The sequence below is a fragment of the Streptomyces sp. KR55 genome (assembly GCF_052245645.1).
Classification (GTDB): domain Bacteria; phylum Actinomycetota; class Actinomycetes; order Streptomycetales; family Streptomycetaceae; genus Streptomyces; species Streptomyces flavusporus.
On record NZ_JBQQCE010000036.1, the window covers coordinates 10,993 to 35,522 of the forward strand.

22 protein-coding genes are annotated in these 24,530 nt (G+C 72.4%); 11 read left to right on the forward strand and 11 right to left on the reverse strand.

Annotation, left to right across the window (positions count from 1 at the left end; translation table 11 throughout):
* The first annotated feature begins 445 nt into the window (after positions 1-445).
* From ACTWQJ_RS08060 to ACTWQJ_RS08070, 3 genes are all read left to right on the forward strand, one after another.
* Positions 446-808 (forward strand): YciI family protein, encoded by a 363-nt coding sequence (locus ACTWQJ_RS08060; protein ID WP_443305930.1) that lies wholly within the window; start codon positions 446-448, stop codon positions 806-808.
* On the forward strand, positions 805-2,073 hold the full coding sequence (locus ACTWQJ_RS08065) for an RNA polymerase sigma factor (protein ID WP_443305931.1): 1,269 nt from the start codon (positions 805-807) through the stop codon (positions 2,071-2,073). Before ACTWQJ_RS08060 ends, ACTWQJ_RS08065 begins: the two co-directional genes overlap by 4 nt.
* Before the next feature lie 347 nt (positions 2,074-2,420).
* A complete protein-coding gene (locus ACTWQJ_RS08070) occupies positions 2,421-2,963 on the forward strand; it encodes a hypothetical protein (protein ID WP_443305932.1) in 543 nt (180 codons plus the stop codon).
* Here the strand turns inward: ACTWQJ_RS08070 and ACTWQJ_RS08075 are convergent.
* The 3 genes from ACTWQJ_RS08075 to ACTWQJ_RS08085 form a co-directional block, all read right to left on the reverse strand.
* Positions 2,960-3,685 carry a GAF and ANTAR domain-containing protein gene (locus tag ACTWQJ_RS08075; RefSeq protein WP_443305933.1) on the reverse strand — a complete coding sequence of 242 codons (726 nt, stop codon included), beginning with the start codon at positions 3,683-3,685 and terminating at the stop codon, positions 2,960-2,962. The two genes, ACTWQJ_RS08070 and ACTWQJ_RS08075, sit on opposite strands and share 4 nt — an antisense overlap.
* A gap of 117 nt (positions 3,686-3,802) precedes the next feature.
* Positions 3,803-4,333, reverse strand: coding sequence for a DUF6415 family natural product biosynthesis protein (locus ACTWQJ_RS08080; RefSeq protein WP_443305934.1), 531 nt, complete (start codon positions 4,331-4,333; stop codon positions 3,803-3,805).
* Between the two features lie 178 nt (positions 4,334-4,511).
* Entirely contained in the window at positions 4,512-5,231 is a 720-nt protein-coding gene (locus ACTWQJ_RS08085; protein WP_443305935.1) for a GntR family transcriptional regulator, read from the reverse strand.
* Positions 5,232-5,287: 56 nt separating this feature from the next.
* Between ACTWQJ_RS08085 and ACTWQJ_RS08090 the strand changes: the two genes are divergently transcribed.
* From ACTWQJ_RS08090 to ACTWQJ_RS08105, 4 genes are all read left to right on the forward strand, one after another.
* A complete protein-coding gene (locus ACTWQJ_RS08090) occupies positions 5,288-6,103 on the forward strand; it encodes a class I SAM-dependent methyltransferase (protein ID WP_443305936.1) in 816 nt (271 codons plus the stop codon).
* 340 nt (positions 6,104-6,443) lie between these two features.
* Positions 6,444-7,793: a helix-turn-helix domain-containing protein gene (locus ACTWQJ_RS08095; RefSeq protein WP_443305937.1), complete on the forward strand. Its 1,350-nt coding sequence runs from the start codon at positions 6,444-6,446 to the stop codon at positions 7,791-7,793.
* Positions 7,794-7,870: 77 nt separating this feature from the next.
* A complete protein-coding gene (locus ACTWQJ_RS08100) occupies positions 7,871-8,872 on the forward strand; it encodes a permease (protein WP_443305938.1) in 1,002 nt (333 codons plus the stop codon).
* Positions 8,869-9,588 carry a TIGR03943 family putative permease subunit gene (locus ACTWQJ_RS08105; RefSeq protein WP_443305951.1) on the forward strand — a complete coding sequence of 240 codons (720 nt, stop codon included), beginning with the start codon at positions 8,869-8,871 and terminating at the stop codon, positions 9,586-9,588. The genes ACTWQJ_RS08100 and ACTWQJ_RS08105 overlap by 4 nt, the downstream gene beginning before the upstream one ends.
* A gap of 25 nt (positions 9,589-9,613) precedes the next feature.
* Here the strand turns inward: ACTWQJ_RS08105 and ACTWQJ_RS08110 are convergent, their stop codons facing one another.
* From ACTWQJ_RS08110 to ACTWQJ_RS08135, 6 genes are all read right to left on the reverse strand, one after another.
* Complete coding sequence (locus tag ACTWQJ_RS08110; protein ID WP_443305939.1) at positions 9,614-10,969, reverse strand: extracellular solute-binding protein; 1,356 nt, start codon at positions 10,967-10,969, stop codon at positions 9,614-9,616.
* Positions 10,969-13,584: a substrate-binding domain-containing protein gene (locus tag ACTWQJ_RS08115; RefSeq protein WP_443305940.1), complete on the reverse strand. Its 2,616-nt coding sequence runs from the start codon at positions 13,582-13,584 to the stop codon at positions 10,969-10,971. Before ACTWQJ_RS08115 ends, ACTWQJ_RS08110 begins: the two co-directional genes overlap by 1 nt.
* A 4-nt stretch (positions 13,585-13,588) precedes the next feature.
* Complete coding sequence (locus ACTWQJ_RS08120) at positions 13,589-13,930, reverse strand: effector-associated constant component EACC1 (protein WP_443305941.1); 342 nt, start codon at positions 13,928-13,930, stop codon at positions 13,589-13,591.
* A gap of 96 nt (positions 13,931-14,026) precedes the next feature.
* Positions 14,027-15,088 carry a hypothetical protein gene (locus ACTWQJ_RS08125; RefSeq protein WP_443305942.1) on the reverse strand — a complete coding sequence of 354 codons (1,062 nt, stop codon included), beginning with the start codon at positions 15,086-15,088 and terminating at the stop codon, positions 14,027-14,029.
* A gap of 204 nt (positions 15,089-15,292) precedes the next feature.
* Positions 15,293-15,949, reverse strand: a complete 657-nt coding sequence (locus ACTWQJ_RS08130; protein ID WP_443305943.1) for a maleylpyruvate isomerase N-terminal domain-containing protein — start codon at positions 15,947-15,949, stop codon at positions 15,293-15,295.
* Positions 15,950-15,995: 46 nt separating this feature from the next.
* On the reverse strand, positions 15,996-17,267 hold the full coding sequence (locus tag ACTWQJ_RS08135) for a PP2C family protein-serine/threonine phosphatase (protein WP_443305944.1): 1,272 nt from the start codon (positions 17,265-17,267) through the stop codon (positions 15,996-15,998).
* Positions 17,268-17,392: 125 nt separating this feature from the next.
* Here ACTWQJ_RS08135 and ACTWQJ_RS08140 point away from each other — a divergent pair, with 125 nt between their 5' ends.
* Positions 17,393-17,833, forward strand: coding sequence for a hypothetical protein (locus tag ACTWQJ_RS08140; RefSeq protein WP_443305945.1), 441 nt, complete (start codon positions 17,393-17,395; stop codon positions 17,831-17,833).
* A 284-nt stretch (positions 17,834-18,117) separates the two neighbouring features.
* On the forward strand, positions 18,118-19,047 hold the full coding sequence (locus ACTWQJ_RS08145; protein ID WP_443305946.1) for a hypothetical protein: 930 nt from the start codon (positions 18,118-18,120) through the stop codon (positions 19,045-19,047).
* Here ACTWQJ_RS08145 and ACTWQJ_RS08150 read toward each other — a convergent pair.
* Positions 18,953-20,272 carry an aminotransferase-like domain-containing protein gene (locus ACTWQJ_RS08150; RefSeq protein WP_443305947.1) on the reverse strand — a complete coding sequence of 440 codons (1,320 nt, stop codon included), beginning with the start codon at positions 20,270-20,272 and terminating at the stop codon, positions 18,953-18,955. The two genes, ACTWQJ_RS08145 and ACTWQJ_RS08150, sit on opposite strands and share 95 nt — an antisense overlap.
* 76 nt (positions 20,273-20,348) lie before the next feature.
* Here ACTWQJ_RS08150 and ACTWQJ_RS08155 point away from each other — a divergent pair, with 76 nt between their 5' ends.
* Both ACTWQJ_RS08155 and ACTWQJ_RS08160 read left to right on the forward strand, forming a co-directional pair.
* A complete protein-coding gene (locus ACTWQJ_RS08155) occupies positions 20,349-21,149 on the forward strand; it encodes an alpha/beta fold hydrolase (RefSeq protein ID WP_443305948.1) in 801 nt (266 codons plus the stop codon).
* Between the two features lie 21 nt (positions 21,150-21,170).
* Positions 21,171-23,114 carry an FUSC family protein gene (locus ACTWQJ_RS08160; protein ID WP_443305949.1) on the forward strand — a complete coding sequence of 648 codons (1,944 nt, stop codon included), beginning with the start codon at positions 21,171-21,173 and terminating at the stop codon, positions 23,112-23,114.
* Positions 23,115-23,306: 192 nt separating this feature from the next.
* Here ACTWQJ_RS08160 and ACTWQJ_RS08165 read toward each other — a convergent pair.
* Positions 23,307-24,530: PhoX family protein (locus tag ACTWQJ_RS08165; RefSeq protein WP_443305950.1), on the reverse strand; the 1,224-nt coding region annotated here is incomplete at its 5' end.

Here is a 24,530-nt window from a genome sequence, read left to right on the forward strand (position 1 = left end):
CGGAGGGCGGGCAGGCGGGAAATGACGACAGGCCTGAGGCCTTTCCTTCGGATCACGCCCGGGTCCGATGCGGACGCCGGCAAGCGGTGGTCGTGGGGCCTGGGGCCGTCCTGCTAGCTGTGCCGTCTCATGAGGTTGGTTCCGCGAGTGGCGACGGCCTTCGTGTAGGAGTCCACCCGTGGTCATCGGCGGCCGGAGTGCACGCCCTCGCTCAACAAGAGGGACGTGGTCAGCAAGGAGATCTACCCTCTTCGCCAGCCCGGTCGACAAGATCGGCGACGGACCGGCGAGAGGCCGATCCCTCACTGGTCGGCCGCGTCTGCTTGGGTGATCGTCACGTCGCGGGGTATCGGTCGAAGAAATTTCGAGGAGGGCTGTCGAATCGGGGCCGGCCGTTCGACGTAAGGGTGTCAGGCAACAACAAGTACCTGGAAGGACAGCTGCCATGGCTCAGTACGCGATCCTCATCTACGCGAAGGCACACGTCGACGAGGCCGAGGTCATTCCTGGGGCGCGGGTGGCCCATGACCGCCACTTCGAGGACATGGTGGAGTCCGGCGCCCTGGTCGCGGCATTCGCGCTGCAGCCCGCCGCCGACACAGCGACCTCGATCCGCGGCGACGTGGTGACGGACGGCCCGTTTGTCGATGCCAAGGAGGTCATCGCCGGCTTCGCCATCATCGAGGCGCCCGACCTGGACGCCGCTCTGAAGATCGCTCGGGCCAATCCCGCCACCCAACAGGGCGGCGGTGTCGAGGTGCGGCCCGTCGAAGGCGGCTTCATCGCGAATCGGCCCGCCGCGGCATGACGCCCTGGGCAGACGTCGAAACGGCTGTCGCGGACGCGCACCGTCGCGGGTGGGCCCTGGTGCTCGCCGCGACGGCGCGCGTCGCGCGCGACCTGGACCTGGCCGAGGAGTGCGTGCAGGAGGCATATGCCGCGGCCCTGGCGAGCTGGGCCCGCGACGGGATCCCCACCAATCCGGAGGCGTGGCTCACAACCGCGGCCAAGCGCCGTGCGATGGACGCGGTGCGGCGTGAGCAGACGTTCCGCTCGAAACTTCCGCTGCTGGTCGAGCCCGAGGAGACGGAGGACGAGGTGGCCATCGACGAACCGGCAGCCGTCGAGCCGGAGGACGTGGTACCGGACGAGCGGTTGCGACTGATCTTCATGTGCTGCCATCCGGCGTTGGCGCAGGAGGCGCAATTGGCACTCACGCTGCGGCTGGTGTGCGGGGTGACGACCGCCGATATCGCCCGAGCGTTTCTGATATCGGAGTCGACGATGGCCGCCCGGATGACCCGGGCGAAGAAGAAGATCTCGGCTGCGCGCATCCCCTACCGGCTGCCGGGAGCGGCTGAGCTGCCGGATCGACTGCGCGCGGTGCTCGGCGTGATCCATCTGCTGTTCACCGCCGGGCACACCGCGCCGTCCGGCGCATCGCTGGTGCGTAACGACCTGGTGGACCAGTCGCTTCGGCTGGCCCGGATGCTGCGGGAGCTGATGCCCGACGAGCGGGAGGTGCGGGGGCTGCTCGCCCTGCTGTTGGTCACCGACGCCCGGCGCGCCACCCGGGTCGACGCCGACGGTCGCCTGCTGCGACTGGAGGACCAGGACCGATCGCTCTGGGACCGCGCGGCGATGACCGAGGCGCACGACCTGATCGTGGACGGGCTGCGCGGCGGGCGACCGGGCCGCTATGTCCTGCAGGCGGCGATCGCCTCGCTCTACGCTGAGGCGCCGTCCTACGACCAGACGGACTGGCCACAGATCGTGACCCTGTACGACGAGCTGCTGTCGGTGTGGCCCTCACCGGTGGTGGCGTTGAACCGCACGGTGGCGGTGTCGATGGTCTCTGGGCCGGCACAGGCGCTGGCAGAGGTTGCGGAGTTGGAGAAGGACGGCCGGCTCGCGAGATACCAGTACCTACCGGCGATCAAGGCGGATCTGCTGCATCGCCTCGGCCGCTCGGACGAGGCTTCGATCGCCTACCGCCAGGCGCTGGAGTTGACCGGGAACGACGCCGAGCGCGAGTTTCTGGCCGAACGCCTCGCCGGTCCGCATCGGGCATAGGCACCGGGCTCTCGGTGGCTAGTCCTCGTCCGAGGCTCAGATCGAAGCGCCTGGCTGACCTGCGTAGACCTCGGTGCTGCCAGGGCCGCGCTTCATCAAGGAAGCTCCGTAGCATTGTGGATCACCGTGAGGACCTCGTGTAACCAACGTCCTGAGACACCACAGCTAGCGGACGAGGCCAGGCAGAACACGGCCGCATGACACACCACGCAGTGGACTGGTCGCAGCTCAGGCATGCGTACGGACCAGCCGACGACATACCTGGCCTCTTCGCCCGCCTCGCCGGCGAGCAGGAGGACGAGAAGGTCTGGCACGACCTCTGGTCGGCGCTGTGCCACCAAGGCACCGTGTACGAGGCGAGCTATGCCGCTTTGCCAGTCCTCGCGGACATCGCGACCGGCCGTGCGCCTGGCGAGCGGAAGCAAGCGGTGCTCATGGCGGGCCTGATCGTTGCCGAAGCCGACACGGCGCAGCGTGCCTGTTACGCCTCCCAGATCACCGAGTTGACGCTTGCCGTCCGCGTCTGCCTGACCGAGGTCTCGGCCGATGAACCGGAGACCTTCGTGTACCTGGCGCAGAGCCTGCTGGCGTTCGAGAACGTGCCGGTCTGGTCTCAGCGGCTTGAACTGTTGATTGAGGAATTCGAGGCCGAATGTCCCGAGTGCGAGGCGCTCACCTGCCTTCTTCTGGGCGAATACGCGGACGAGTGCGATGTCGAATTGCACCCGGCGAGCACGGACGAGCTGACCGACATCGGCGCCCGGATCTACACCATGGCGCGTGACGCCGGTCAGGACCAGGTCGCTGACTGGGTGACCCGCCTCTTCGGACAGGCGACGTGCCCGGAGTGCGAGACAAGGTTCGCCATCTCCGAGAGCGTCACCGACTAGTGCCCCTCGAACCGCTCCCGATGGGTCACCACGTCGTGTGCCACGTCGAGCACGGTCGTGCCCCGCGCGAACGCACGCCCCCGCAACCGGGCCAGTGCCTCGTCCGAGCCGACGCCGAGCTGGGCCATGATCATGCCGACGGCCTGGTAGACCTCGTCGTGCTCGGTGGCCAGTTCGCTCAGCCAGGGGCCGTCCGCCAGCCGGCTGGCGTTCTCCTCGTCGGCCGGCAGGGCCATCAGGGCGACCGTCATGACGCCGGCCATGAGATACGCCGTGTGCAGTTCGCGGGCGCTGAGGCCGCCGGGGCTGTCGCGGTACAGGTCGAGCGTGCCCACACACCCCGAGTCGTCGCCGAGCGGCAGTGCGTACACGGCCCGTACGCCGGCTGCGGTCGCCTGCTGGGCGAACACCGGCCAGCGGTCGGCGTCCCGGCCCGCCAGGTCGGCGGCGATGACGGGGGCGCCGGTGCGTGCGGCGTGCAGACAGGGGCCCTCACCGAGGGTGGCCTGGATCTCCATCAGGTAGGCGGCCCGCTGGTCGCTGGCGCTGAGCGGCACGAGCATGCCGTCGCCGCACAGCGACACGCCCGCGCAGGTCACGGGCAGCAGCCGGACCGCGACAAGGCACACCGTTCTCGGGATCTCTCCGGGATCGGCGCCCCGGACCCCGCCGGCGATCGCGTCGGCGGCCCACGCCGGCTCCGGCTCGTCCCTGGGCCGCACAGTGACTCCCTCCTCCGACAACGCGGCGGGCCCCCACCACCAGCACCACCACCCGCCCGGAAACGAGGCCCGACTACCCGTAGGAGCCCACGCGAAACGGGGGGCTGAATCCACCGATCAGCGGCAGTGCGGCGCGCCCGCGCAGCGGGCGTGGATCCGGCCGGGCGGTGCGGCGCGTCCGCAGGGGTTGACACAGTCGTACGGCACCCAGGCGTCGACCGCCTCGATCGGCTTGTCGCAGGCCAGGCACATCAGGACCCCGGTGAGGGCGTCGTAGTGGTCGCACAGGGCCATGACGGACCGGGTGAGCCGTTTGACACGTTCGACCTCGCCGTACAGGCCCGCGGCCTCCGCCTCCTCCAGACGCCGTCGGGCTTCGGCGACACCGGCCAGCGCGACCTTCGCCGGAACGTCGTCCGGAGGCAGGTTTTCAGCGAGCTGCTCGATCTGCGGGATCAGCTGTTTCAGGTAGCCGTGAAAGTCCTGGCTGAAGCCCTTCACGGTCTGGTGGCGGGGCAGCGAGCGCTGGTCGATGAACCAGGAGGCCTGGGCCCGCATCAATCCGGCGGACCGCGCGGGTGCTTCGGTCTTGTCGGTCATCTCGTCGCCGGATGGGCATCCCGCAGGTGATGCGGTGTCGTTCGACACGTCGACGCTCCCTGTCTGGTTCGAGAGTTGGCCGCACCCCGGTGCGGCACTGGCAGCGGTCGCCGGGGTTCGTTCTGTCCACCGGGCAGGGGGCGGGCTCGCAGTAACTGGCTCTGCACGGCAGCAAAAAGAAGACTGGACCGGTGGACCGGTCCAGTCAAGTGAGGGGGCTGGTTCCTTACCCCATCGGGTAGTTCTCGATCTGCTCGAACACGTGAGACGCCGTCACGCCCTCCTCGCACACGAGGGGCTGATGAGCATGGTCAAGCGCGACATGCAGCACCACGGCCACCGCGGTCGGCTGTTCCACTTCCAGCAGACAAGCCTCTTCGTCGGTAGCCAGCCTCACCGTTGTCACATCCACTCCCTCTACAGGGAAGCGGCCTGTCTGGCGCCGCACGTAATGCGTCGTACCTTCGGCGATCGGCCCCTTCATCGCCAGGCGCGGGGCGGCCTCCGCAACGGCGGGCGGGAACCATGCCGTGACCAAGCTGTGCGGGGAGCCGTCGTCGAGCAGCACCAGCCGGATGCGCCGGAGCGCGTCCTCGCCCGGCTTCAGGCCGAGGGCGTCGACAACATGCGCGGGCGGCGCCGTACGGTCCGGGACCCCGAGACGACGGTACGGCGAACCGCCGGACACACGCGTGGAGCCCGCGCGGCGTCGGCCGGCGGGGCGGGCGATCGGCGTCTCGGCAACCGTGAACCCGGCACCCTGGCGGGCGACCACCAGAGCGTCGTTGCGCAGCACGTCATAGGCTTTGACGACGGTGGCTCGGGACACGCCCCACTGCTCCGCCAGGTCACGACCGGACGGCAACAGCTCGCCGGGACCGAACTCGCCGTTCGAAATCCGGGTGCGCAGATCCTCGGCGATCTGCTCGTACTTCAGCAGGGGCATCTGGGCACACTTCCGATCACTGGACTGGTCCACCGGTGAGCTACCAGAATGCCCGCATGAAGAGCCCTGAAGTAGCTCCGGAGATCGTGAGGTTCTACACCGAGACCATCGACGAGGCGGACCGGCTGACCACGACCGCCGACGGACGCCTGGAGATGGTACGCACGCAGGAATTGCTGAGCCGTCACCTCCCCACCCCGCCCGCACGCGTACTCGACGTCGGCGGCGGTCCCGGCGCCCACGCCGGGTGGCTCGTCCAGGACGGCTACACCGTGCACCTCGTGGACCCGATCCCCCGCCACATCGAACGGGCCGAACAGACCGGTGCCACGGTCGAACTCGGAGATGCTCGCCACCTCACGGCCGAGGACGCCTCGTACGACGTCGTGCTCATGCTGGGGCCGCTCTATCACCTGCTCGAGCGCGCCGATCGCGACCAGGCTCTGGCCGAGGCCTACCGCGTACTGAAGCCGGGCGGTCTCCTGGCAGCAGCCGGCATCAATCGGTACGCATCCCTGTTCGAGCACACCGCGTTCGCTCACCTCTACAAGGAACCGATGCGGCAGAGCATCGGCAGCATCCTGGCCACGCAGATCCATGACGGCAGGAAGGCGTTCACCGCCGCCTACTTCCACAGCAGCGAGCAGCTGCGCGACGAGGTGGCCGCGGCCGGCTTCGGCGGCGCGGAGGTCTTCGGTATCGAAGGGCCGGCCTGGTCGCTGCTCGCGGCGACCGAGCGGCACACCGGCGAGTCACTGATCGACTCACCGATGTTCGAGTCGGCGCTGACCGCAGCGCGCATGGCGGAGCCGTACCCGGAGCTGCTGGCGGCGAGCTCGCACCTGCTCGCGATCGGACGCCGCCCGGCCTGACGGGTCCTCACCGCGGGAGCAGCCGCCGCTAACCGTGCCGGCTGTCCCCGGCCGACTGCGCAGGTGCCGATTCCGCCGCCCGTGCCGGAACCGCGTTCGCCGCGGTGATCAGTGCGGCGGCTGCGATGACGGCTGCCACGGCTGCCCTGGCGTAACGGGCGGAAGGGCGTCCGTGGGGGGCGGATGTGGGTCCGGGCACGGGAACCTCGCAACGACAGCGACGGATTAAGCGGCCTTAATCTCTTCCATAACCTAGAGGGTTGGGGCCCTCAACCGGAAGAGGGGCAAGGAGAGTTGAACAACCACTCGTGTAAGTCGGCTTACTGGCATGATGAAACGCATGGCGAACCGGGACGACCCCGAGACCATCGGGCGCAGAGTGCAGCAGCTGCGGCATGAACGTGGACTGACGCAGAGGCAGTTGGCCGAGCCCGCCTATACCCCGGCGTACATCTCCACCCTCGAGGCCGGCCGGGTCCGCCCCTCCGACGAGGCGCTGCGGCATCTCGCCGACCGGCTCGGTGTCGCCTTCGACGAGCTGGCCACCGGACGCCCGGCCCGGCTCGCCACCGATCTGCGGCTGCGGCTGACCGAGGCGCAGCGCACCCTCGCCACGGGGGCCGCGGAGGAGGCGGCGGAGCAGTACGCCGCGCTGCTCGTGGAGGCGGAGCGGTACGGGTTGGCGGAGGAGCAGGCCACCGCGTTGCTGGGGCTCGGCGAGTGCGGCCTGGACACCGGCGATCTGATCGCCGCCCGCCGCCACTTCGAGCGCGCCGAGAAGTCCCTCGCCGAGGCCGATGCTCCGCTCCCGGCCCGGGTGCCCGCGATCCGCGGCCGGGCGGTGTCGCACTACCTGGCCGGAGAGCTCCGTTACGCCGTCTATCTCCTGGAGTCGACTCTCGACGAGCTGAACCGCGGTGGACTGCACGATCCGGACGCGCTGCTTCTGCTCTACGCCGGGGTCATAGGCCCGTACATGGACATGGGCGCCCACGCGCGCGCCGCGCAGGCCGCCGAGTTCGCGCTCGCCCTCGCGCCGCAGGCGGGCGACCCGGCGCTGGTCGCCCGGATGCACCGCCAGGTCGCCCGCACCCTGGTCGCCGAGGGGCGGCTCGCCGAGGCCGACGCCTCGCTGGCCAAGGCCGCCGACATGTACCGCCAGCTCCAGGTCCGTACGGAACTCGCCAACTGCCACTGGATGCGCGGCTACGTCTACGCCCAGAACGGCCGGCTGGAGCGCGCCGAGGAGGAGCTGCGGGCCGCCCAGACGATGCTGTCCGCCAAGCGTGCCGCCCTCTACAGCAGCCAGGTCGCCGTCGAGCTCGCCGACGTACTGCACCGGCGCGGCAAGTCCGACGAGGCCGCCGCCCTGCTGAACGACGTCCTCGGTGACCTCTCCTCCGAGCGCGGCGCCGTGCACGCCGCCGCCGCGCACCGCCTGCTCGGCCGGATCGCCGAGGACGCCCGCGACACGGACGCGGCCGAGGAGCACTACGTACGCGCCCTCAGCCTGCTGGAACGCGCGGGCGCCGCAGGCGACCTGGCCGACCTGTGCCGGCTGCTGGGCGATCTGCTGCGCCGCACCGGGCGGGTGGAGGCGGCTCTGGACGCGTACCGCACGGGGCTGGGCCACCGTACGGCCCCCGGCACCACCACCCTCGGGCCGGCCCCCGCACAGCCGCCTCTTTGACGAAGCCGGGGTGGCGCACAGCGGCCCCCGTTAACCTGCGCGGGACGGGGACGGGGACGGACGACCGGGACAGACGCGTGGAGAACCAACGGACACTGGCCGACGGCCTGCGCCTCGGCGTGCGTGCGCTCGTCTACGCGGTCGTCGGCGGCGCGGCCCTGATCGCCATCGCGACGGTCGTCTCGGTGCTCGGCCCACTGCTCGCGCTGGACCTGTACACGCCGCCGGTGGCGGCCTGGTGGACGGTGTTCACGGCGATCGCGGTGCAGGGTGTGCCGTTTCTGCTGCTGGGCACGGTGGTGTCGGCGGCGATCGGCGCGTTCGTGCCCGAGCGGGTGTTCGGTCGGCTGCTGCCTCGCAACCCGGCGCTTGCCGTGCCGGTGGCGGGCGCGGCGGGGGTGGTGCTGCCCGGCTGTGAGTGCGCGTCCGTACCGGTGGCGGGCAGCCTGATGCGCCGGGGAGTGGCCCCGGCGGCGGCCCTGGCGTTTCTGCTGTCCGCGCCCGCGATCAACCCGGTGGTGCTGGTGGCGACGTCGATCGCGTTCCCGGGGCAGCCGGAGATGGTGCTGGCCCGGCTGGTCGCCTCACTGGCGGCGGCCGTGGTCATGGGCTGGCTGTGGTCCCGCTTCGGGAAGGAGCGGTGGCTGCGGCTGCCGGGGGCTGGCAGACCGCCGGCGCCCGGCCTGCGGGGCTTCGCGAGCGGCCTCCAGCACGACTTCCTGCACGCGGGCGGTTTCCTGGTCCTGGGCGCGGCAGCCGCGGCGACCTTCAACATCGCCGTACCGCGCGCGGTCCTCGACGTGTTCACCGGCTCCGCCTGGCTGTCGGTTCTGCTGCTGGCGGTACTGGCGGTCGTGCTGTGCGTGTGCAGTGAGGCGGACGCGTTCGTCGCGGCGTCCCTGTCCGGCTTCTCGCCGACCGCGCGGCTGGCGTTCATGGTGGTCGGCCCGATGGTCGACCTCAAGCTCATCGCGTTGCAGACGGGCACGTTCGGGCGGGCCTTCGCGGTGCGGTTCGCCTCGGCGACGTGGGTGGTGGCGGTGGCGTCCAGTGTGCTGGTGGGGTGGTGGCTGCTGTGAGGCGCTACGGACCGGCGGTGCTGCTCCTGCTGACCGGCGGGGCGGTGCTGCGCATCTCGGCGTTCAGCGAGCTGTACCTGCGGTATGTGCAGGCGGGGCTGCGGCCGTACCTGATCGTGTCGGGGGTGGCGCTGGTGCTGCTGGGTGTGGTGTCTGCGGTGCTGCGGAGGCGGCACGAGGAGTACGACGATGACGACGGCCATGGGCACCAGCACGGCCCCGCCGGTCCGCGCGTCGCCTGGCTCCTGACCCTGCCCGCCCTCGCCCTGCTGCTCTTCCCGCCGCCCGCCCTGGGCTCGTACAGCGCGGAGAGGGAGGCGGCGGAGCGGGCGGCACAGGGGGTGGGGACGTTCCCGGCGCTGCCCTCCAAGAGGGTGCTCGACCTCACGCTCGCCGAGTTCAGCTCCCGGGCGATCTATGACAGCGAGCGGTCACTGAAGGGCCGTACGGTCCGCCTGACCGGCTTCGTCACGCGGGACGACGACGGCACGTGGTACGTCACACGGCTCCTGGTCTCCTGCTGCGCCGCCGACGCGACGACCAGCAAGGTCGAAGTGCGGGACGCGGAAGCGCCGGCGACGGACACATGGGTGACGGTGACCGGTACGTGGCACCCCGAGGGCACCCTGGGCACGGACGCGGCGTGGCCGCCGGTCCTCGACGCGGGCAGCGTGCGGACGGTGGAGGAGCCGGCGAATCCTTACGAGAAGCGTTAGCCGGGGCTGCTCAGGAACGACCTCCTCAGTCCGGCAGCGCCTTCTTCAGCGCCTCGTCCAGGCTCGTTGCCAGCGCCGTGTCGCTCGGCGGGCTGTCGCCGAACAGCGCGCCCAGCTGCGCGGTGAACGTCTGTGTGAACGCGCCGTACAGCGCGGTGCGCGGCCGCTGTACGGCGCCCTGCAGGGCCGGGAGCAGGATGCGGTGGGCGTAGGCGGGGCGGCCGGCCGGGTCGCGGGGCATGCGGTCGGCGCTCTCGCCGGACGGGGAGGGAGACGTGGGTGCGGCGGTGCACCGTACGGCGTCGTCCGTGTACGCCGACTCCCGTGTCGCCGCGAACCCCGCGTCCAGCAGGCAGCGTTCGCTTTCCTTGCCGGTGAGGAACCTGATCAGCTCGACCGCCTTCGCCGACCGCTGCGAGGCCGCGGTCACCGCGAGGTTCTGGCCGCCGAGCACCGCCCGGCCGGGCAGCGGGGCCACCCCGAGCTGCTCGTCGGTGAACGACTGGTGCAGGGTGCCGTACGCGTACGGCCAGTGCCGCAGGAACGTGGTGCGGCCGTCGGCGAAGTCGCCGAGCGTCGCCGCCTCGTCGGAGTGGACGGCGTCCTGGAGCAGGTACGGCGTCTGGGTGCGCCGGCGCAGCTCCCCGATGCCCTGTGTCAGCTGGGCGACGGTGGCGTTGTAGTGGCCGTCGCCGTCGGTGAGCGTGAGGTCCTGCGCGGCGGACGCGAACGCCTCGACGGCGTTGACGGTCCGGCCCTCGTACGCGGCGAGCTGCGTGGTCCAGCCCTTCTCGTAGCCCTCGGGCGGATGCTCGTACAGGGTGTCGACCAGCTCCTCCAGCTCCCGCCAGTCGAGGCCGCCGCTCAGGTCGGTGCGCTGTACGCCGCCGTCCCGGAGGTGGTCGCGCCGGTAGTAGAGCAGTCCTACGTCGCTGTTGAACGGCGCCGCGTACACCTTGTCGTCCCAGCGGGCCGTGCCGGCGACGGACTTGATGACGTCGGTGTCGATCACCTTGTCGGGCAGCGGGCGGACCAGGCCGGCGGCGGCGAACTCCGGCACCCAGGTCACGTCGAGGTTGACCACGTCGTAGGTGGCGCTGCCGGACTGGAGGGCGCCGAGGAGCTGGCTGCGCTGTTCGTCGGCGCTGCCGGGGAGTTCCACCAGGCGGGCGCGGAAGCCGGTCCTGTCCTGCTCCTGCTGCCGGTTCCACACGTCGATCAGCTGCTGGCGGATGCCGTTCTTGCCGGTGACGTCCCGGCCGCTGGCCACCACGATGTCGCCGGGCACCTCGGGGGAGGGCGCGGCGTCGGTGCCGTTCCCGCCGCCGGTGCACGCGGCGAGCAGCAGGAGGGCCAGCAGGGCGGCGAGCCGTCGGGCCATCAGTCCTCCCCCGTTCCGGTGCGCGCGACCTCGTCGCTCAGGCCCGCGCCGAGTTCGTCGTCGGCGTCCAGACAGCGGCCGCCGCTCGCGGCGGAGATCCGGGCGCCCGGCTCGCCCGCGGCACAGCCGCCGCCGGCCAGCGACACCACGGCGATCGGCACCTTCGCCGACTCTGCCCGGTTCAGCACGTCGTCGAGGCGGGCGCCGGTCAGCCGGTCGGCGTCCTCGTCGTCGGTGATGTGGACGATCAGCTGGGGACGGTCGTCGTCGGCGCCCCGCCCGGCCATGTCGTCGAGGGCGGCGAGCAGGGCGGCGTACGGGTCGGCCTCGGCGTCCCGCACCCGGGCCCGGCCGTCGACGGCGCGCTCGGCGTCCTTGCGGGTGTGGTGGCCGAAGGGCAGCAGGGTGTCGTACGAGGAGTTCCCGGTGTCCGCCACCGCCCACACGCCGTACTCGTCCTGCTCGCCGAGCCCGCCCAGCGACTGCTTCAGCAGGCCGGGGCCGCCGCTGGCCCCCTTCCACCGCGACGCCATCGAACCGGAGCTGTCGAGCAGGAACAGGACGCGGCCGGGCCCGCGGGCGTCGCGGTACTTCCTCAGCGCCGTCTCCATCGCGTCCCGCCCCGCGGACTCGACGAGCGGGGAGGGCGCCCGCAACACCCCCTCCGGGACCGTGCCGCTCGTGTCCAGCAGGGCGCGGTCATCGGTGGCGGCGCGGAAACCGTGCTCGGCGAAGGCGGTGCGTCCGCCCTCCCCGGTGAGCCACTCCCGGAAGTCGTCGGCCGCGGCGTCGCGCGCGTCCCGGTCGAGGTCGGCGCCCTGCCAGCGGACCCGGACGAACACGGGCTCCAGGCCCCATACGTCGCCGGGGTACTGGGCGAGCCGCGGACTGCGGGTCGTCCGGTCGCAGCCGACCCCGCTCTTCATCAGGAACTCCGGCACCAGGGCCGCGGTGCGGTTGTCCACGGCCTTGTCGTCCGGCAGCGCGCACAGCAGGTCGGCGGCCGTGCGGGCGGGCGGTCCCGCCGGGGCGATCTCCTGCTCGACGCGGCTCGGATCGGCACCGGGCGTGTCGTACAGGGCCGTCGTGGCGAGCAGCGCACTGTCCGCGAACTCCGGGTCGGGGCGGCGCACTTCGGCACGGTCGTCCCGCTCGCGCAGGGCGCCGATCATCTCGGAGAGCGCGGGTCCTGCCCGCTCGTCCAGGGAGAGGACGCCGAGGTGGCGGGGTACGGCCAGCACGATGGGGGAGTACGCGAACGCCCGGTTGTCCGGCTCCAGAAGGGCGAGCGCGTCCGTGTCCTGGCCGGTGGTGACCCGGGCGACGTCCGCCGGTGTGGCGGGGATCCAGATGTCCGGCTGCGGGCCGATGTCACGCTGCGGGTTGAGGTTCTCGCGGGGTTCGTGCCAGGCGCCGGAGTCGCGGCGCAGCGCGGTGACCGCGTCGGCGGAGCCCGCGCTGTAGACGGTGATGCCGCTGCGCCGGCAGCCGTCGCCGGTGGTGTTCGCGTCCGACGGCAGATACGCGTCGGCCGCGGCACCGACGGTCGCCTCCAGGTCCGGGTCGGTCAGGACGCGTAACTCGAGGGGCGGCGCACAGTCGCCGGGTCCGCCGACCAGGCCGAGGAGGCCGTACGAGCCGAGGCCCAGGGCGGCGAGGGCGGCCAGGAGGCCGACCCAGACGCCGGCCCGCCGGGCCAGGCCTCGGGGGTGCCGCCGACCCGGGCGGACCGGGATGCGGGTCAGCCGGGGCCACCGCAGGCGGGCGGCCCGGGCGGGGAGCAGCCGCAGCAGCAGGGGCCGCTGCGAGCCGTGGTCCCCGTCGTCACCGGCCCGCCAGGCCGCCCAGACACTCCAGGCCCCCTGATCCACCCCGTCCCCACGGGCCGACAGCAGCACGTCCTCATCGGGTTCCGCCCGGCTCTGCGGGGTCCACGGCTCGCCGCGCAGCGTCTCGTGGCGGCCCGCGGCCATCCGGGCCCGGAGCACGTCCGAGACCTGCCGGAAACCCAACTCGCCCTTTTCATCCAGGAGTTGAAGCAGCTCCCCGGTGAACGGCGTGGGCGTGGCCGCGTCGCCCGCGTCGATACGGTGGTTGGCCTGCACGCTCATCAGCAGCAGCACCCGACGCTTGTCCCGGAAGGTCTCCCAGATCCAGGCCGCGTTGCCCGCGAAGCAGCAGTCGAGGATCACCACGATCCGCTTGGCCGGGCTGCTGGCGAGCCAGGTCAGCATGGTCGTGAACATCTCCGCGCCGGGGAAGACGGCATGCCCGCCCGGGATCACGCTCGCGTTGCGCATCTGCAGGAACAGCTCGTCGCCCGCGCTGGGAATCGCGCCGTGCCCGGCGAAGTACAGCAGGAGCAGCCCCTGGGCCTCCTCGGCGGCCGTACGCAGTTCACGCTCGAAGTCGTCCAGGGACGGCGACCGGGCGACGGTGATCTGGTGCTCGCCGAAGACCCCGCCCCGGGACAGCACCTCGCGCAGCCGGTTCAGGTTCTCCTCGACGGCCGGCAGATCGCCCGGCACACCGTGCGGCGGCTCCGTGAAGTCGTACGTGGAGACACCCACCAGCAGTGCCCGGTTCACCCGCCCGCGCGGATCGAAACGGGTCACCGGCCTACCCGTCGAGGTCCACGGGGTCCACGCTGGCCTCGGGCGGATCACCGTCCTCGACCTCGCGGCGGTTCTCCCGCCACGCCTCCACGGCATGCGCGACCTGCACCAGCAACTGGTTCAACGCGACCGACGCGGATCCCCCGATCATCGCCACGATGATCTCCATGGCGATGCCCATCGGGGCCCCGGACTCGTCCGTACGGCGCCGTTCATGGATCCGGAGCTCGCCCGCACGCACCTTCTCGTCGAGCCGTTGCTCCCGTTCCAGCCACTTGCGCAGCGCGCCGACATCGCTCTCGGTCGCGGTCTCGTCCAAGCGGACCCGGATGACTCGGTCGGCCACTCCATCCCCCTCAGCCATAACTCACCATCATGGCACCGTGGTTGCGGACTGGGGAGGGTCCGGACGGCGGCTTCCGCAGGCAGTTCGCGCCGGCGCTCAGTGCTGTGCCTGGGGCTGAAGCCGCCGCAGCTGCTGCCGTACGTGGTCCAGGGCGCCGGCCCGCCGACCGGGCACCCGGCCGCGCAACTCCGCCAGCGCCGCGCCGAGTTCGCGGGCCTGTGCCGGATCGCGGACCTCGCCCCACTGGTGGTGGGCCCGGTCCACGGCCGCCTCCACGGCGGGCGCGTCCTCGGCCTGTCCGGCGGCCAGCCGCGCGGCGGCCACCGCGAGCCACGTCCGGCAGCTGCGGGCCGCGTCCCCCGCCAGCATCGCCAGATCCGCCCGCACCTCCGTCCAGTGCAGCGCCTCCTCGGAGGCGGCACCGTGCGCCCGTACGGCTGCCTGCTCCCACCGCGCGGCCAGCCCGTCCGCATCCGCATGCCGGCCGGCCCGGACCGCGGCGGAGACGGCGGCGTGCGGATCGCTCACGGCCGGCGGCTGCGTGGCCAGCACGATACCGACGTCCTCACCGGTGATCCGGCTCAGTGCCTGCTGGTGCAGCTGGTCCAGCGGCGGCCGGTGCCCGCTGCGCAGGATCGTCGCCACGGCCTTCATGTACGAGGGTCCGCCCAGCGACCGCCGGTGCGGCGGGGGCGCGATCCTGCCGTACACGGCGCTCTCCCGGCCACAGTCCAGCGGGACCGAGCGCAACAGCTCCCAGCTCTCCGCGTCCGCGTGCAGATCGAGGAACAGCGTGGTCGTCCCCGGCGCCCGCAGCCGCAGCTCCTCCCGGAACCAGTGCCAGGGAAACCCGGTGTACCGCACGGTGGCCGGCGTCGTACGCGCCAACGCCAGATGCGGCAACCGCTGCCGCCGGTCCAGCTGAATCTGCCCCGTGACGTACACGGTCAACGGCCCCGGCGCCGCCGCGGCCGCCCGCAACCGCGTCAGCACGGCCTGCGGCTCCAACGGGTCGGCCAGCTCGACGACGTTCGCGGTCTCCGCGCCCGCCAACACACCCGGCGCCACAGCCGCCAGCACAGGAAGCACCCCCGCCGCATCCACCAGCCGCCCCTTACCCACAGGCGAACCGGCCACCAACAACACGGTCCCCGGCATGGTCCCTCCCAGTCGATCAGTACCCAGCACGGTAACCGCTGTCGCTGACCGCAACCATGCCGTCCGTCCGCGGGCAGCCGTGCCTCCCTCAGTGCCTTAAGGGCCTGGGGGGGACCCCCAGGACGGCACGGGTGGGCGCGGACGGCACCCCGACAGCGCCGGGCTGCGCGACCCACCCGCCGAACGTCCCGTTCAGCCAAACGGTCAGCCGAGCACGAGCGGCAGTTTCACCGCCAGCTCCCCCAGCTCCCCCTTCTCCGCCTCACTCGGCGCACGCCGCCCCGTACCGACCAGCAACGCATCCTCATCGGAGAACGACACGGGAAACGCGCCCCCGGCGATCTTCTCCAGCATCTCGCGCGACCGAGCCAGCCCCTCCACGGGCGGGCCCGCCACATGCGGAAGGTGCGCGACCAGGTCGAGGTGGTGCAGCGTCCACTCCAGGACGTACGCGGAGAGGTAGTCGCCCGCGGTGAGGACCACGTCGCGGGTGCTGACCCGCAGCCCCGGGTCGGCGAGCTCGGCGGCGCGCCCGGCGGCGGAGCCGACGTCGTCGAGGTGGAACTTCAGCAGCCACGGCTCCTCGTACGCAGCGGCCAGCCGGACGATCAGCGCATCGAGCGGATCGTCACCGGTCGGCGGCGATTCGGCAACCTCCCAGTAGGTCACCGCGTCGCGGGTCGGTTCCGTTTCGGCGGGGGTCACGAGGGTGATCAGGACGTCCTGCGCGTCGATGATCAGGTGGCACACCAGGTCCCGTACGAGCCAGCCGGTACAGCCGGACGGCCGTGCGAAGTCCTCGTCCGCGAGCCCGGCGACCGCCGTACGCAACGCTGTCCACGAGCGTGAGAAGAGATCCACATCGGCAAGGTAGTGCGGCGCCGGAACGGCGAACAAGCGCATTCCCCTACAGCCGCCGCACCGCAAACACCGTCGTGTCGTCCGCCAGATGCCCACCGCTGTGCCGTAGCACCCCGTCCCGCACGAACACCACCAACCTCCGCGGCCGAACCCCCCGCGCGTCCGCCGCGAGCATCCGCGTCACCTCCTCGGCCAGCGGATAGAACTCCCCGTCCGCGTTCCGAGCCTCCGTCACCCCGTCCGTCGTCACCAGCAACGTCTCCCCGTCCGCCAGCGGAAACCGCCGCACGGAGGGCAGCGACTCCCCACCCGACGCACCGGACCCTCCCGACGCACCGGACCCTCCCGACGCACCGGACCCTCCCGACGCCCCCGACGCCCCCAACGCTCCCGAGGGCACGAGCTCACCGAGCCCCAGCGGCAGTCCGTCCCCCACCGGCAGCACCCGCACCCCACGGGGGCCGGCAACCAACGGCGGCTCATGCCCGAAGTTCATGACATCCACCGCATCCCCCGCATCCGCCGGGAACCCCAGCAGCACCGCCGTGGCGAACCGGTCCCCGTCCGTGCGCCCGAGCGCGGAAATGTGCTCCCTATGCCGTCGCATCCGCACCTCCAGCCGCTCGGCGACCGTCCGCAGCTCCCGTTCGTGATACCCGGCCTCCCGGAACGTGCCGAGCAGCGCCGCCGCCGTCTCCACCGCCCCGAGCCCCTTGCCCTGCACATCCCCGACCAGGACCCGCGTGCCGTGGAGCCCGGGCTGGATGTCGTAGAAGTCGCCCCCGACCCGCGCGTCGACGTCCGCGGCGAGATACACCGCCGCATGGTCGAGCCCGGCCCACGGCGTCGGCAGCGGACGCAGCACGGTCCGCCGGGTCGTCTCGGCGATGTCCCGCATCCGCACCATGTGTGCCTCCCCGCGCACCCGCACCGCACACGCCAGCACGGCCAGCACACCGCCGATCGCGACCAGGATGAAGTCGGGCAGCCCGGCCCGGAACTCGTCCGGCCAGAAGCTGTCCAGGACGAGGTACGTCGCAAGCGCCAGCGCCCCGTACATCGCCGTGCCCCACACCCCACAGATCGCGGCGGCGATCCCGGGCACCAGCACGCTCCAGGAGATGATCCGGAACTCCTCGCCGATGTAGGCGTCGACCACCGCGATCCCGACGAGCAGCAGCAGCGGCGGCACCCAGGCGACGCTGCGTCCCCGCACTCGTAGCATCTGGTGCCGGTGCAGCAGGTCCCGGCGCCGGGCGCGGGGATATCGGTCGAGCAGCCGTTCGCCCCCGCCGCCGGCAACGCTCACGGGGTCCATGGGCCCCAGCGAAACACGGCCCCGCGCCCCGCGCATCCCTTCCCGGTGGGGCCGGCCGGCCGACTTGCCAGGGGTCGGCCCGAGGTGTGCTCTGGAAGGCGGGGCGAGGAGAGAGGAGTGCTCTCATGGCTCATGCGGCACCCGCGTCCGGCGGCACGACCGGAGCCGCCGGTACACCCGACATCTTCAGCGCGCGCACCCACAGGATCGCCAAATGGGCCGTGCCCGTCGGGCTCGGGCTCGTCTACGGCTACTGGGTCGCGGCCAACCGGCGCGACGGCGGACCCATCACCGGCTGGAACCTGCTGCTCGGTTTCGTCGCCGCGCTCGCGTTCGCCGTGGTGTACATCGCCCTGCGCCAACTGGCGCCGCGTATGAAGCGGGAGGTGCACGCGCTGGCGTGGACGTCCTTCGCCGGTGTCGCGTTCGGCTTCCTGTACAGCCAGACCGGCGCGACCGTGCTGCGCTCGACGGTGATGGCGCTGACGGTCGCGGCGGTCGTGTTCGCCATCCTGTTCTACCGCTATTACACGCGTGAGGACGCCGAGGGCCAGCGGGTCTCCTGACGGGCCCCGGACGTCTCCTGTACGGCACCCCGGACGTGACGCGTGGACCCCGGCACGATCGCCGGGGTCCACGCTTCTCCCTCATCCCTCCACTCACCGGACGACGCGGAGCCAGACCCAGTCGCCCGGCGAGGTTCCGGAAGTGTTCCCACCACCAGGAAACACCCGTTCGGGTGAGCCCTCCACCGGAGAGCGGAATCCCCAGCTCCGCCAGGGGGCCGATGATGCACCCGATTGCAGTCGCCCCGCTCGCCCCGCCCGCGCCCAGGCCGTTGTCTGAAAGGGTGTCGTCCCGGTCCGCACGTTTCCCCCGCCTCCGCAGCGCCCTGTCGGCGGCGCTGATCGCGTTGTGCTGCCTGGTGGTTCCGTGCGCGGCGCTGGCGGCCTGGGCGGCGTACGGGCTGGCCGACACCGGCCGCTACGCCCGCACGATGGCGCCGCTGGCCACCGATCCGGCGGTCCGGGAAGCGGTCGCGGACACCGTCGGGGACGAGGTGCTGCACGAGGTCGGAGTGGGCGCGCAGGCGGGCGCCATGGGGCCGTTCGTGCAGGACGCGGTGCGCTCGTTCACCCAGACCGAGGCCTTCCGGGCCGGCTGGGACGCGGCGATGCGGGCCACCCACGCCGCCGTGCTCCGCGCCCTGCGCGAGGACGGCGGCCGCAGCGGCGCGGTCACGGTCGACCTGGCGCCCGTCACGACCCGGATCAAACACGAACTCGCCGCCGACAACGTGCTGCTGGCCCGCCACATCCCGGTCCGGCACACGCAGGTCGCCATCCTCCCGGCAAAGGAGCTGGACGGGCTCCGGAAGGGTTACCACGTGCTGGAAGTCGCCGCCCTCTGGCTGCCGGTCGGCGCGGTCGTGTTCGCCGTCGCCGGTATCGCCCTCGCGACCTGCCGCCGCCGCGCGGTCACCGCGACCGGCCTCGGCACGGCCCTCGGCGGCGCGCTGCTCGGCGTGGCCGTCGCGATCGGCCGGCACATCACGCTGGCCGGTCTGCCCGCCGAGGTCTCCCGGCCGGCCGCGGGCGCGGTCTACGACGCCCTCACCGGGACCCTGCGCACGGTGTCCTGGCTGCTGCTCGCGCTGGGCCTGACGGTGGCCCTCGGCGCCTGGCTCACCGGCCGGTACGGCCCTGTGCGGCGACGCCGGCGAGCGTCCGCAGCGCCCGCTCCAGCTGCGGCTCAGCAGCCGACGCGAGCCCGAGTCTGACGGCGTCCGGCGTGCGGCCGGGGTCGACGGCGAAGGCGGGGCCCGGGGTGACGGCGATGCCGTGCGCCGCGGCAGCCGCGGTGAAGGTGTCCGCCCGCCACGGCGGGGGCAGCTCCCACCAGGCGTAGTAGGCGTGCGGGTCGGTGCGTACGGCGAAGTCCCGCAGGTGCCGGCGTACGAGGTGCTGCCGCCGTTCGGCGTCCGCCCGTTTCGCCGCGACCAGCCGCTCGACGGTCCCGTCCCCGATCCACCGCACGGCCGCCTCCAGCGCGAACCGCCCCGCACTCCACCCGCCGGAGCGGATGGCGCCCGCCACCGCGTCCACCCGGTGCGGCGGCACGACGAGGAAGCCGACGGTGAGCCCCGGGGCGACCCGCTTGGAGAGGCCGTCGACGACGTGGGTGAGGCGGGGCGCGTGGACGGCCAGGGGTGGCTCGGAGCGCAGGAAGGACCAGATGCGGTCCTCGACGATCGGTATCTCCAGGTCGGTGGCGGTGCGGGCGAGTCGGCGTTTCCTCTGGTCACTCATGGTGACCGAGGTCGGGTTGTGCAGCGTCGGCTGGACGTAGAGGGCGGACAGGGGTGCGCTGCGGTGGGCGGCGGACAGGGCGTCCGGGCGCAGCCCGTCCTCGTCCGTGGCGAGCGGGACCAGGGTGAGGCCGAGCCGGGCGGCGATCTCCTTCACCAGCGGGTAGGTCAGCGCCTCGACGCCGACGCGGCCGCCGGGCCGGACCAGGGAGGCGAGGGCGGCGGCGATCGCCTGGCGGGCGTTGCCGGTGAAGAGCAGCCGGGCGGGGTCGGGGCAGCCGAGGAGAGCGGCGGCCGCTTCGCGGGCGGCGGCGTTGCCGGTGGCGGCGGCCGGGCGGAGGGCCTCCGTCAGGACGTCGGGGCGGAGGAGGGGGGTGAGGGCGGGGGCGAGGAGTTCGGACTGGCCGGGCGCGGACGGGTAGTTGAGCTCCAGGTTGACGGGGGCCGTGGTCGCGGGCTCGGTGAGGGCCCGTCCGCCCGGTGCGGGCGGGGCGGCGCGGACGAAGGTGCCGCGCCCGACCTCGCCCACGACCAGGCCCCGGCGCACCAGTTCGCCGTACACCCGCCCCGCGGTCGACGGGGCGATTCCGCGCCGTCGTGCGAACACCCGCTGCGGGGGCAGCCGTTGCCCAGGCCGGAGCCGGCCGGCGGCGATGTCGTCGGCGATGCGGTCGGCGAACTGCACATATGCGTCCACAAGTCCCCCTGCCGGATTGCACCGAGAGCAAAGATCTTATTGCACCGAGGAGTTGGGGCGGCCTAGGGTCGAGCACATGGCACCCTTCCTCGCATACGAGGACAAAGGCACCAATTCCTCCCTGGTTCCGCTTGTCCTCGTCCACGGCCATCCCTTCGACCGCACGATGTGGGACCCGCAGATCGAGGCGTTCGCCCCCGCCCGCCGGGTCGTCGCCCCCGACCTGCGCGGCTACGGCGCATCGCCGGTGATCCCCGGCAGCACGCTCCTGTCGGAGTTCGCGCAGGACATCGGGGCGCTGCTGGACGAGCTGAAGGTGGAGTCCTGCGTGCTGGCCGGCCTGTCGATGGGCGGCCAGATCGCGATGGAGTGCTACCGCCAGTGGGGCCCGGACCGCATCCGTGGCCTGGTGCTGGCGGACACCTTCCCCGCGGCGGAGACCCCCGAGGGCAGGCGCACCCGCAACGCCATGGCGGACCGCCTCCTGCTCGAGGGCATGCACGGCTACGCCGACGAGGTCCTGGAGAAGATGGTCGCCCCGTACGCGTCCGCCGAGGTCAAGGCCCACGTCCACCGCATGATGACCGGCACCCCGCCCGAGGGTGCCGCCGCGGCCCTGCGCGGGCGCGCCGAGCGCCCCGACTACCGCGACCTGCTGACCCGCGTCACCGTCCCGGCCCTGGTCGTCGTCGGCGCGGACGACGCGTACACCCCGGTCTCCGACGCCCGGGCCATGCACGCGGCCCTCCCCGACGCGACCCTCCACGTGATCGACTCGGCGGCCCACATGCCCAACCTGGAACGCCCCGAGGAGTTCAACACGGCGCTGTCCGGGCTCCTGGCCCGCGTCGACCGTCGTCGGCTCGGGCACACCTGACCGGCGTGGCCATAATGGGCCATGCCCCGCGAGTTCCCCATCGGCCTCACACCCCCCGACTGGCTGGTACGGAACCTCCAACCGCAGCAGGCGCCCGTCAACCGGCCGGCCGTGGTCCGCGCCGCTGTCGCAATGGCCCTGCCCCTGGCCATCGGGCTCGCGGCCGGCCGGCCCGCCTACGGCGCCCTCGCCTCCATCGGCGCCCTGTCCGGCGTCATCGGCGACACCGCGGACGCCTACCGCATGCGGATCCTCAACATCGCCGTACCGCAGCTCTTCGGCGCCGTCGGCGTGACCCTGGGCTCCCTCGTGTACGGCCACGGCTGGGTCGCCGTCGCCGCCGTCACCGGCGTCGCTCTCGTGTCCGGCATGATCTCGACGATCGGCGCGGTCGCCTCCGTGTCCGGGCTGCTCCTGCTGCTCAACGCTGTGATCGGGGCCGGGCTGCCGATGCCGGGCGAGTGGTGGCTGCCGGCGCTGCTGATCGCCGGCGGCGGGCTGCTCGTCCTCTTCCTCGCCCTGTTGTCCTGGCCCCTGCGCTCCGGGGTGCCAGAACGCACCGCCGTCGCGGACACCTACCGGGCCGTCGCCGACCTGCTCGCGGTCTGCGGCGGCGACTCGGAGGTGACGTACGACGACGCACGGCACGACGCCACCCGGGCGCTCAACGAGTCGTACGACCTCGTCCTCGGCCACCGCGCCCGCCACCACGGCCGCAGCCCCGAACTGACCCGGCTGGTCGCCCGGTTGAACGCCGTCACCCCGGTCATCGAGGCCGCCCCCGCCGCCCACCTGAGCGGCCGCCCGCTGCCACCGGAAGTACCGGACGCGGTACGCCGTCTCGCCGACGCCATGGAATCGGGCTCGACCACACCCGTGGAACTCCGCCTGCCCGTGCCGACCACCGAGACCGGCCGCGCCGTCGACCACGCCGTGCGGCACGCCGCCGACGTCGTCACGGCCCCGGACGTCGACCCCCACGGCATCGACGACCGCCTGGGCCGCCCGGCAGCCGCACGCATCCGCACCGCCGGGGCCGCCCGCACCGTCCTGCTGTCCGCGGGCTCCTGGCGCTACGGCCTGCGCCTCGCCCTGTGCATCGGCCTCGCCCAGACCCTCGTCTCGATCGTCCCGGTCCCGCGCTCCTACTGGGTCGCCCTGACCATCACCTTCGTCCTCAAGCCAGACTTCGGCTCGGTGTTCTCGCGGGCCCTGCTGCGCGCGCTCGGCACCGTCGCCGGACTGGTCGTCGCGGCGGCGGTCCTGGCGGAGGTGCCCCGGGGCTGGTGGGACGTACCGGTGCTGCTCCTCCTCGCCCCGCTGATCCCGGCGCTCACCCCGCGCGGTTACGGCTACCAGACGGCCGCCATCACCCCGGTGATCCTGCTCCTGTCCGACGTCCTCAACCGCGAGGGCACGGATCTGCTCCTGCCCCGCCTGGTGGACTCCCTCATGGGCTGCACCATCGCACTGGTCGTGGGCTATCTGCTCTGGCCGGAGAGCTGGCGCACCCGCGTCGGCGACCGCCTGGCCGACGCCGTGGCCGACACCGCCCGCTACGTGGAGGCCGCCTTCGGAGACACCGCGGACCCCGCGGCCCGCGCCCGGATGCGCCGCCGCCTCTACCGCGACCTGTCCGGCATCCGTACGGAATTCCAGCGCGCGCTGACCGAACCGCCGCCCATCGGCCGCCGGGCCGCCGCCTGGTGGCCGCTGGTCGTCGCCGTGGAGCGCATCGTGGACGCGACAACGGCGGCGCGGGTCCGCGTCGGCCACGGAGCCGCGCCGCCGTCCCAGGCGGAGATCTGCCAGGTCGCCCTGCAACTGCGCGAGCTGTCCCAGGGCGTCCGCGAGGCCGAGGTCCTCCTCCCGGTCCGCACCGACCTCACAGGCCCCTCAGGCAGCGTCCTGGAACCCCTACGCCAGGAGGTAGCAGCAGCAAGAGCCATCGCGTCCCCACGCTGACAGCCTCAGCTGCGGGCAGTCGTGCCGCTGAGGCGCCAACCCACCCGGCAGCGGCCGTTTCAATCCGCCGTAGCTGCGGGCAGTCGTGCCTCCCCCAGTGCCTTAAGGGCCTGGGGGACCCCCAGGGCGGCACGGGTGGGCGCAGCGGCACCCGCCAGCGCCGGGCTGCGCACTCCACCCCCGGCCACCAGGTCAGACGCCGATGTCGCACCCGTCCTTGCGCCACACGGCCACAACCGCCGGCCGAACGAACTTGCCGGCCCCGTCAGGCCACGCACTCGCCGGCTTCTCCACGGACGCCCCGTCCTTCTCCCCCGGATGCTGCACAGCAACCAGCACACGCCGTTCCTGAACCAGCGGCCCACAGGTCTCCGCCCCGACCGGCACAGTCAGGAACTGCTTCAGCTCACCCCGCCGATCACCGCGCGTAGCCACACCGAACAGCCCGTCATGCGACCCGAGCTGGTTGCCGTCGGTGGAGATCCACAGGTTCCCGTACCGGTCGAAGGCCACGTTGTCCGGGCAGGAGATCGGGCTGACCTGGTCCTTCGGGAACCCGGCGAAGTACGTGGCCGGGTCGTTCGGGTCACCGGCGACGAGGAAGAGGCTCCAGGCGAACCTGGTGCTGTCGGCCCGGTTCCAGCGCTCGGTGAGCTCCAGCACCTGCCCGTGCTTGTTGGCGTTGCGCGGGTTGGCCTCGTCGGCCTTGGCGTTCGTACCGACACCGCGGTTGGTGTTGTTGGTGAGGGCGACATACACCTTGCCGGTGTGCGGGTTGGGCTCGACGTCCTCGGGCCGGTCCATCTTGGTCGCGCCGACCTTGTCACCGGCGAGCCGAGTGAAGACGAACACCTCCTCGGCGGTCATGCCCTCGACGTGCGAGACGGCACCGTCCGCGGTGGCGGTGGCCAGCGGAATCCACTCGCCGGAGCCGTCGAACTCGCCGTCGCCCGGCAGCTTGCCGGTGCCGTCGATCTCGATGGCCGGGGAGTCACCGGTCAGCTTGGCGACGTACAGCGTGCCCTCGTCGAGCAGCGAGAGATTGTGCTCCCGCACGGCCCGGCTCGACCCCTTCTTCATCCGCTTGCTGCCGACGAACTTGTAGAAGTAGTCGAAGCGCTCGTCGTCACCCGAGTAGACGACCGGCCGGCCGTCCTCCGTGAGCCGCACGGTCGCGCCCTCGTGCTTGAAGCGGCCCAGCGCGGTGCGCTTGCGGGGCGTGGAGTGCGGGTCGTACGGGTCGAGCTCGACGACGTAGCCGTGGCGGTGCACCTCGTTGGGCTCCTGTGCGACGTCGAAGCGCTTGTCGAAACGCTCCCACTTGCGCTCGGTGGCGCCGGTGCCGATGCCGTACCGCTTGTCCGTGGCACGGGACGCGTTGGCGAAGTACTGGTTGAAGTTCTCCTCGCCGTGCAG

Bases quoted from the DNA above. Each gene is read 5' to 3' on its own strand.
- ACTWQJ_RS08160 (WP_443305949.1), top strand. From the start codon at position 21,171: ATGCCCCGCGAGTTCCCCATCGGCCTCACACCCCCCGACTGGCTGGTA.
- ACTWQJ_RS08135 (WP_443305944.1), bottom strand. From the start codon at position 17,267: ATGGACCCCGTGAGCGTTGCCGGCGGCGGGGGCGAACGGCTGCTCGAC.
- ACTWQJ_RS08065 (WP_443305931.1), top strand. From the start codon at position 805: ATGACGCCCTGGGCAGACGTCGAAACGGCTGTCGCGGACGCGCACCGT.
- ACTWQJ_RS08090 (WP_443305936.1), top strand. From the start codon at position 5,288: ATGAAGAGCCCTGAAGTAGCTCCGGAGATCGTGAGGTTCTACACCGAG.
- ACTWQJ_RS08110 (WP_443305939.1), bottom strand. From the start codon at position 10,969: ATGGCCCGACGGCTCGCCGCCCTGCTGGCCCTCCTGCTGCTCGCCGCG.
- ACTWQJ_RS08060 (WP_443305930.1), top strand. From the start codon at position 446: ATGGCTCAGTACGCGATCCTCATCTACGCGAAGGCACACGTCGACGAG.
- ACTWQJ_RS08125 (WP_443305942.1), bottom strand. From the start codon at position 15,088: ATGCCGGGGACCGTGTTGTTGGTGGCCGGTTCGCCTGTGGGTAAGGGG.
- ACTWQJ_RS08155 (WP_443305948.1), top strand. From the start codon at position 20,349: ATGGCACCCTTCCTCGCATACGAGGACAAAGGCACCAATTCCTCCCTG.
- ACTWQJ_RS08140 (WP_443305945.1), top strand. From the start codon at position 17,393: ATGGCTCATGCGGCACCCGCGTCCGGCGGCACGACCGGAGCCGCCGGT.
- ACTWQJ_RS08095 (WP_443305937.1), top strand. From the start codon at position 6,444: ATGGCGAACCGGGACGACCCCGAGACCATCGGGCGCAGAGTGCAGCAG.
- ACTWQJ_RS08085 (WP_443305935.1), bottom strand. From the start codon at position 5,231: ATGCCCCTGCTGAAGTACGAGCAGATCGCCGAGGATCTGCGCACCCGG.